The sequence below is a fragment of the Pseudarthrobacter sp. NamE2 genome (assembly GCF_005796205.1).
Lineage (GTDB): Bacteria > Actinomycetota > Actinomycetes > Actinomycetales > Micrococcaceae > Arthrobacter.
The window spans coordinates 417,041-424,167 of record NZ_VAHN01000002.1 but is presented as its reverse complement, the minus strand read 5'-3'; the positions used below and the strand labels follow the sequence as shown (position 1 = coordinate 424,167).

The following is a 7,127-nucleotide window of genomic DNA, read 5'->3' as shown; positions in this document are numbered from 1 at the left end:
AGCGGCACCCGAAGATCCTGCAGCGGCGAGGGCGGCGTCCTCGGCATCAAGCCCGGCAAGGGCAGCAACGGTGGCATGAATAGCCTCCATACCTGTCCCCGTCCCCCCGCTGATTCCCATACCAACATCGTCCAACAGGGGTACGACATTCTTTGTCCCTGACTGCCCAAGGCGGCAGGCAGGAGAAAGCCGGCCCTCCGCCGTCGTAATCCAGGTGACCCAACTGGGGCACACGCCCCTTGCCGAGCGTGCCTGACCCCTATTGTCAGAGCCCCCTCGTAGTCTGGATGCACCTAGTTGAGGGGGTACGCCATGCACGTTCCGGTCTGTTCCATCGTCCCGCCGCATCTGCTGAGGCGCCTGGCCCGGCAGGATGCGCCAGAGTTTTCTGCAGCTGCAAGGGCTGCCAGGGAAGCCCTTGGACATGTTGCGTCAGTGCAGGCATCGCGGACCCAGGCGATGCCTGAGGTCCCCACAGGTGTGCGGCAGGCAAAGCCGGGGCCTTCCAACCGGACCATCTACGATGCGGCAGGCTCAGAGGTCCTTCCCGGAAAGCTTGTGCGCAAGGAGGGTGGGCCCGCAACAGGCGACACCGCAGCGGACGAAGCCTACGACGGCCTGGGGCATACCCACCGCCTGTACGCAGACGTCTTTGGCCGCAACTCCATTGACGGCCAGGGCCTGCGGCTGGATGCGACGGTGCACTTCGGGAAGCTGTACGACAACGCCTTCTGGGATGGCACGCAGATGGTCTTCGGTGACGGAGACGGCGAAGTTTTCGAGCGGTTCACCGCATCCCTGAGCGTCATCGGCCATGAACTCGCGCACGGCGTTACCCAGTTCTCCGCGGCACTCGCCTACCGCAACCAGGCCGGTGCCCTGAATGAATCGATGTCCGATGTGTTCGGCGCCCTGGTGGAACAGTATGTAAAGAACCAGTCCGTGACCGAAGCCAGCTGGCTCATCGGCGAAGGGCTCTTCACTGCAGAGGTTGAGGGCAACGCTTTGCGCTCCATGAAGGCGCCCGGAACAGCGTACGACGACGATGTGCTGGGTAAGGATCCGCAGCCGGACTCCATGGACTCGTACGTAAGGACCAGCGCGGACAACGGCGGGGTCCACATCAACTCCGGCATCCCCAACCGGGCGTTCTATCTGGTTGCCGAGTCCTTGGGAGGAAATGCCTGGGACTCCCCCGGCCTCATTTGGTACGAAACACTGACGGGTGGCTCCCTACCCACTACGGCAACCTTCAGCGTCTTCGCCCGTGCCACCGCCTCTGCCGCAATGGAGCTCTTCGGATCGGATTCGAAAGAGCATGACGCCGTGCGGCAGGCGTGGGAAACTGTGAAGGTCAAGCTATAGGTGACGCCTGGCTGCCGGATTCCACGCCGCCAGGCTGAATGGAAGCCCAGGAACCAGGCAATGAAGATCAGTGTGGAACGCACCGGCGGTATTGCCGCGATGACGCGGGTCTGGACAGTCGATGCCCGGTCAGAGACCGCCATCAGTCAATGGCAGCCAATCGTGGAAGCATGTCCTTGGGATGCTGTGCCAAGGACACCGCGGGCCGCCGCAGAGTTCGCGGGCAACCAGCCGGACCGCTTTATGTACTCCATCCGTGCCGGGGAACGCCGGGCAGCCCTCCCGGAACGGGCCGTGACCGGTCCCTGGCGCGTGCTGGTAGACCGGACCAGGGAGGCGGCCCAGCAGATGCGGTCCGCCCAGGGAGACGGCGGCAGTCCGGGCCACCCGGGCAGGAACGGCGGTCAGTAGCGCGGGCTGCGCGAACTGACACCGCCAGGCACGCAGGCAGGCAGGCAACCGGCCAGACCGAAGCGCCGGAGCTACCCCACTTCGGCCAGTTGGCCCCGGAATGCCCTGCGGTAGGACTGCGGGCTGGTGTCGAGGACCTTGGCAAAGTGGTGCCGCAGGAGGACGGTATGGCCGAATCCGGCTTCCCGGGCCACCTCATCGATATTGAGGTCCGTAGATTCAAGGAGTTCCTGCGCGCGGAGCACACGCTGCGAGTTGAGCCACGCGGCAGGTGTGGCTCCGGTCTCGGAACGGAATTTCCGGGCGAAGGTCCGGGGCGACATGTGCAACCGGGCGGCCAGGTCGTTGACCGAATGCTCGCGGTCCAGGTTCTGCACCATCCAGCGCAGCAGTTCCTCCATCGGCGCCGAGCCGCAGGTGGGCATGGGCCGGTCGATGAACTGGGCCTGGCCACCATCGCGGTGCGGCGGGACCACCATGTCCCGGGCGATGGCAGCGGCAACATGCGCCCCCAACTCGACCCGCACCAGGTGCAGGCAGGCGTCGATGCCGGCAGCGGTCCCGGCGGAGGAAATGATGTTGCCGTCCTGCACGTAGAGGACGTTCTCATCGACCTGGACCCCTGGATAGGCCTCGGCCAGCTCCCGGGAGTAGTGCCAGTGCGTGGTGCACCTGCGGCCGTCCAGCAGACCGGAGCGGGCAAGGGCAAAAGCCCCGGAGCAGATGGACATCAGCCATGCTCCCCTCGCATCGGCGGCACACAGTGCCTGGATCACTGACTCCGGCAGGTCGTCGTCGTGCCCGTACGGAGCCATGATCACAAGGTCCGCGTCCTCCGTGGCCTCCAGTCCAAGGCTGATGTTTATGGATAGCCCGGATTTCAGCTTGACGTCGCCCGGAATGGGGGTGCATACACGGAAATCAAAGGCCGGAACCCCGGTACCGCGGGTGGACCTGTCGATTCCGAAGACCTCGCAGGCAGTCCCGAATTCGAAGATGGAGAAGTTGGGGACCACAATCACGGCCACTGTTTTGAACATGCTTCCATTGTGGCAGGAATTTTAGCTTTTTGGTCATTTCTGCCACTGTTTGTCTGCGAGCGGCAGGAGAAGCATTGAGGCATGGAAATCTTCGCAGCCATCATCGTCATCCTGCTCCTCCTTGTCGGCGCCGCAACCGTCGCAGCGCTCCTTAACGACGGCCGGGGCCACACTCCCCGCGTCGATTCCCATGAGGAGTGGTCGGCGCTGGACCTTCCCAGCACCAGCTACACCTTCCGCATGTTCTAGCAATTCCAGGACCGCCGCAGGCAGTCGAACCGGGGGTGCCGGCCCCGCCGCAGTAGACTGTCTGCAGCCATGACTCTTCATATCTCCTATCCCGCAGAGCTGCCTGTCTCCGAGCGCCGCGAGGACCTGATGGCCGCCATTGCCGCCAACCAGGTGACCATCATTGCCGGCGAGACCGGCTCCGGGAAAACCACGCAGATTCCGAAAATGTGCCTGGAACTCGGCCTGGGCGAGAACGGGCTGATCGGCCACACCCAGCCACGACGGCTCGCAGCACGGACCGTGGCAGAGCGCATTGCCGAAGAACTCAACGTCGAGATCGGCCGGGAAGTCGGTTTCCAGGTCCGTTTCACCGGCGAAGTCAGCAGGGAAACCAAGGTCAAGCTGATGACGGACGGCATTTTGCTGGCTGAAATCCAGCGCGACAAGCTGCTCCGCAAGTACAACGCCATCATTATCGACGAGGCCCACGAGCGCAGCCTCAACATCGACTTCATCCTCGGCTACCTGAAGCGCATCCTGCCACAGCGGCCGGACCTGAAGGTCATCATCACCTCGGCCACCATCGACCCGGAGCGGTTCGCCAACCACTTCGGCACGCCGGACAACCCCGCCCCGATCATTGAAGTTTCGGGCCGGACCTATCCCGTGGAGATCCGCTACCGCCCGCTGACGCAACCGCGGGAAGACGACGAAGACCCCTCGGACGACGAACTCGAGGAAGACCGGGACCCGCTGGACGCTGTCTGCGACGCGGTCGACGAACTTGCGAACGAGGCCCCCGGCGACATCCTGGTCTTCTTCTCCGGCGAGCGAGAGATCCGTGACGCAGCGGACGCACTGCAGGCCCGCATCCAAAGCAACCGAAGGCTCGCCGGCACGGAAGTCCTTCCCCTGTTCGCGCGCCTCAGCCTGCAGGAACAGCACAAAGTCTTCCACCCGGGCAACAAGCGCCGGATCGTGCTCGCCACCAATGTGGCGGAAACGTCGCTCACGGTGCCCGGAATCAAGTACGTCATCGATACCGGCACCGCCCGCATCTCCCGGTACTCGCACCGCACCAAGGTCCAGCGGCTGCCCATTGAGCGCGTGTCCCAGGCATCGGCAAACCAGCGGTCCGGGCGCTGCGGCCGCGTATCTGACGGCATTGCCATCCGGCTCTACTCCGAGGAGGACTTCGAGTCCCGCCCCCAGTTCACGGACCCGGAAATCCTCCGCACCAACCTTGCAGCGGTCATCCTGCAGATGACCGCCATGGGTGTTGCCCGCGGCCCCAAGGACGTGGAGAATTTCCCGTTCGTGGAGCCGCCGGAGACGCGGGCCATCAACGACGGCGTCACGCTTCTCCGCGAACTCGGCGCCCTCTCCGCGCCCAAGGCAGAGAAAAGCGACGGCGACCGGGGGAATGGCAGCGGCCTCACCGCCGTCGGGCAGAAACTTGCGCAGCTGCCGGTGGACCCGCGCCTGGGCCGGATGATCGTGGAGGCCGGGAAGCGCAACTGCGTGCGCGAGGTCATGATCCTCGCGGCAGCGCTCACCATCCAGGACCCCCGCGAACGCCCCACGGACAAGCAGCAGCTGGCCGCCGAGAAGCACAACAGGTTCAAGGACGAGAACTCGGACTTCACGGGCTACCTGAACCTGTGGAACTACCTGCAGGAGAAGCAGCAGGAGCTGTCGTCGTCGGCGTTCCGGCGCCTGTGCCGGGCCGAATTCATCAACTACCTCCGCGTCCGGGAGTGGCAGGACCTGTTCACCCAGCTGCGCCAGCTCGCCAGGCCGCTCGGCATCACCCTGGACAACAAGCGCCTGGCAGACCCGGTGGGGAACCATGAAGGCATCCACATCAGCCTGCTCTCCGGGCTGCTGAGCCACATTGGCATCCTTGACGAGCGCAAGCGCGAGTACGCCGGCGCACGGGGCAGCCGGTTCGCGATCTTCCCCGGCTCCGCCCTGTTCAAGAAATCCCCCACCTTCGTGATGGCCGCCGAACTGGTGGAGACCAGCCGGTTGTGGGCACGGGTGGCGGCGAAATTCGATCCCGTGTGGGCGGAGCAGGTGGCGCCGCACCTGGTGAAGCGCAACTACAGTGAACCGCACTGGTCCACCCGGCAGGGTGCGGTGATGGCCTACGAGAAGGTGACCCTCTACGGGGTTCCCATCATCGCCCAGCGGCGGATCAATTACGGCAGGGTGGACCCCGTCGTGGCCCGCGAACTCTTCATCCGGCATGCCCTGGTGGAGGGTGACTGGCGGACGCACCACAAGTTCTTCCACCGCAACCGCGCGCTGCTGCAGGAAGTGGAAGAGCTCGAGGCGCGGATGCGCCGCCGCGACCTTTTGGTGGATGACGAAACCCTGTTCGAGTTCTACGACGCCCGCATCGGCCCGGACGTTGTTTCGGAGCGCCACTTCGACAAGTGGTGGAAGGACGCCCGGAAGCAGGGCCCAGACCTCCTGGATTATGACAAGTCACTGCTGCTTAGCGATGATGCCGAAGGCCTGGACGAATCGGCTTACCCCAAAACATGGCTGCACAAGGGCTTTGAACTCCCACTGAGCTACGAATTTCATCCGGTGGCCCCGGGATCCCCGCCCAATCCCTCGGACGGCGTTACCGCGGAAGTTCCCGTCCTCTTCCTCAACCAGCTCGAGGACGCCCCGTTCCGCTGGCAGATCCCCGGCCAGCGCGTGGAGCTGGTGACCGCGCTGATCAAGTCGCTGCCGAAGCAGATCCGGAAAAATTTCGTTCCGGCCCCGGACGTTGCACGCCATGCGGTGGCCGTCCTCGAGTCCGATTTTGATCCTGCCATCGACGAGCTCGAACCGTCGCTGGAGCTGGCTCTGCGCCGGATCCGCGGTGCCATCATCCCGCCCGGGTCCTGGAACTGGGATGCCGTGCCCCCGCACCTGCGCGTGAGTTTCAAGGTGGTGGACAGCAAGGGCAAGGTCCTGGACGAAGGCAAGGACCTCGCGGCCCTGCAGGAAAAGCTGGCGCCCGCCACGCGCCGGGCCATCGCAGAATCTCTGGGTGCCACGCCGTCATCGGCTGGCCCCGGCAGCCGGGCAGTGAAGGGCCAGGGGCCCAGGGACCAACGGGCCGGGAGGACCGACGACGGCGGGGCGCCACGGGCGGGGACACCCGCCCAAGAGCCGGGGGCCTCCGCCGCTGCCGGCTTTGTGGAGCGGGACGGCCTGACGGAGTGGAACTTCGGCACCATCGAACGCCAGGTCAGCAGCATGGTCAAGGGACACACCGTGACCGGTTATCCCGCCCTGCTGGACCAGGGCAAGTCCGTGTCGCTGCGGGTTTTCCAGAGCCAGGACGAGCAACTGGATGCCATGCGCGGCGGTGTCATCAGGATGCTGGCGCTGCGGGTTCCCTCTCCGGACCGCTATGTGCTGGAGCACCTGAGCAACACGGAGAAGCTGACGTTCAGCCAGAATCCGCACGGCTCGGTCTCCGCCCTCATCGCCGACTGTGTGCTGGCCGCCATCGACAAGCTCACCCCGGCTGAACTGCCCTGGGACCGGCAGTCCTTTGACGCGCTCTACGAGGTGGTCCGGGCGGAACTGATCGACACGGTGTTCAGCGTGACAGCCGTCGTTGAACGCATCCTGGCCGCTACCCGCCGGATCGAAAAGCAGTTGAAGGGTACCACCACCAGCCTGGCCCTCATCAGCGCGCTCAATGACATCAGGAGCCAGCTGGAGCAGCTGGTCTATCCCGGTTTCGTTGCCCGCACGGGCTACACCCAGCTCAGCCAGCTGCCGCGGTACCTTGCAGCCATCGAGAAGCGGCTCGAGCGGCTGCCCGGCAACGTACAGCGTGACGCCCTCAACATGGCCGTGGTGCAGCGGCTGGAGGACGACTACGACGACGCGGTGGCGGCACTGTTGCCCGGCAGGCGCGTTGGCCGTGAGTTGTCCCAGGTGCGCTGGATGATCGAGGAACTCCGGGTGAGCCTGTTCGCCGTCGAACTGGGAACGGCCTATTCGGTCTCGGAAAAACGGATCCGCGCCGTGCTCAACAAGGCCCTCGCGCCCGCCTAGTTTTACAAA

5 protein-coding genes are annotated in these 7,127 nt (G+C 64.9%); 4 read left to right on the top strand and 1 reads right to left on the bottom strand.

The window, feature by feature from the left end:
* The first annotated feature begins 312 nt into the window (after positions 1-312).
* Positions 313-1,365, top strand: a complete 1,053-nt coding sequence (locus FDW83_RS04885; RefSeq protein WP_138136450.1) for a M4 family metallopeptidase — start codon at positions 313-315, stop codon at positions 1,363-1,365.
* A 60-nt stretch (positions 1,366-1,425) separates the two neighbouring features.
* The gene (locus FDW83_RS04880; RefSeq protein ID WP_138136449.1) at positions 1,426-1,776 is read left to right on the top strand and encodes a protealysin inhibitor emfourin; all 351 of its coding nucleotides are present in this window, start codon (positions 1,426-1,428) and stop codon (positions 1,774-1,776) included.
* Between the two features lie 71 nt (positions 1,777-1,847).
* Here the strand turns inward: FDW83_RS04880 and FDW83_RS04875 are convergent, their stop codons facing one another.
* Positions 1,848-2,816 (bottom strand): GlxA family transcriptional regulator, encoded by a 969-nt coding sequence (locus tag FDW83_RS04875; protein WP_138136448.1) that lies wholly within the window; start codon positions 2,814-2,816, stop codon positions 1,848-1,850.
* 81 nt (positions 2,817-2,897) lie between these two features.
* Between FDW83_RS04875 and FDW83_RS19070 the strand changes: the two genes are divergently transcribed.
* Both FDW83_RS19070 and hrpA read left to right on the top strand, forming a co-directional pair.
* Positions 2,898-3,065: a hypothetical protein gene (locus tag FDW83_RS19070; protein WP_171027447.1), complete on the top strand. Its 168-nt coding sequence runs from the start codon at positions 2,898-2,900 to the stop codon at positions 3,063-3,065.
* Positions 3,066-3,134: 69 nt separating this feature from the next.
* Positions 3,135-7,118 carry an ATP-dependent RNA helicase HrpA gene (gene hrpA / locus FDW83_RS04870; RefSeq protein ID WP_138136447.1) on the top strand — a complete coding sequence of 1,328 codons (3,984 nt, stop codon included), beginning with the start codon at positions 3,135-3,137 and terminating at the stop codon, positions 7,116-7,118.
* Positions 7,119-7,127: the final 9 nt, after the last annotated feature.

Excerpts from the sequence above, each read along its gene's own strand:
- FDW83_RS04885 (WP_138136450.1), top strand. The coding sequence starts at position 313 with ATGCACGTTCCGGTCTGTTCCATCGTCCCGCCGCATCTGCTGAGGCGC.
- FDW83_RS04880 (WP_138136449.1), top strand. The coding sequence starts at position 1,426 with ATGAAGATCAGTGTGGAACGCACCGGCGGTATTGCCGCGATGACGCGG.
- FDW83_RS04875 (WP_138136448.1), bottom strand. The coding sequence starts at position 2,816 with ATGTTCAAAACAGTGGCCGTGATTGTGGTCCCCAACTTCTCCATCTTC.
- FDW83_RS19070 (WP_171027447.1), top strand. The coding sequence starts at position 2,898 with ATGGAAATCTTCGCAGCCATCATCGTCATCCTGCTCCTCCTTGTCGGC.
- hrpA (WP_138136447.1), top strand. The coding sequence starts at position 3,135 with ATGACTCTTCATATCTCCTATCCCGCAGAGCTGCCTGTCTCCGAGCGC.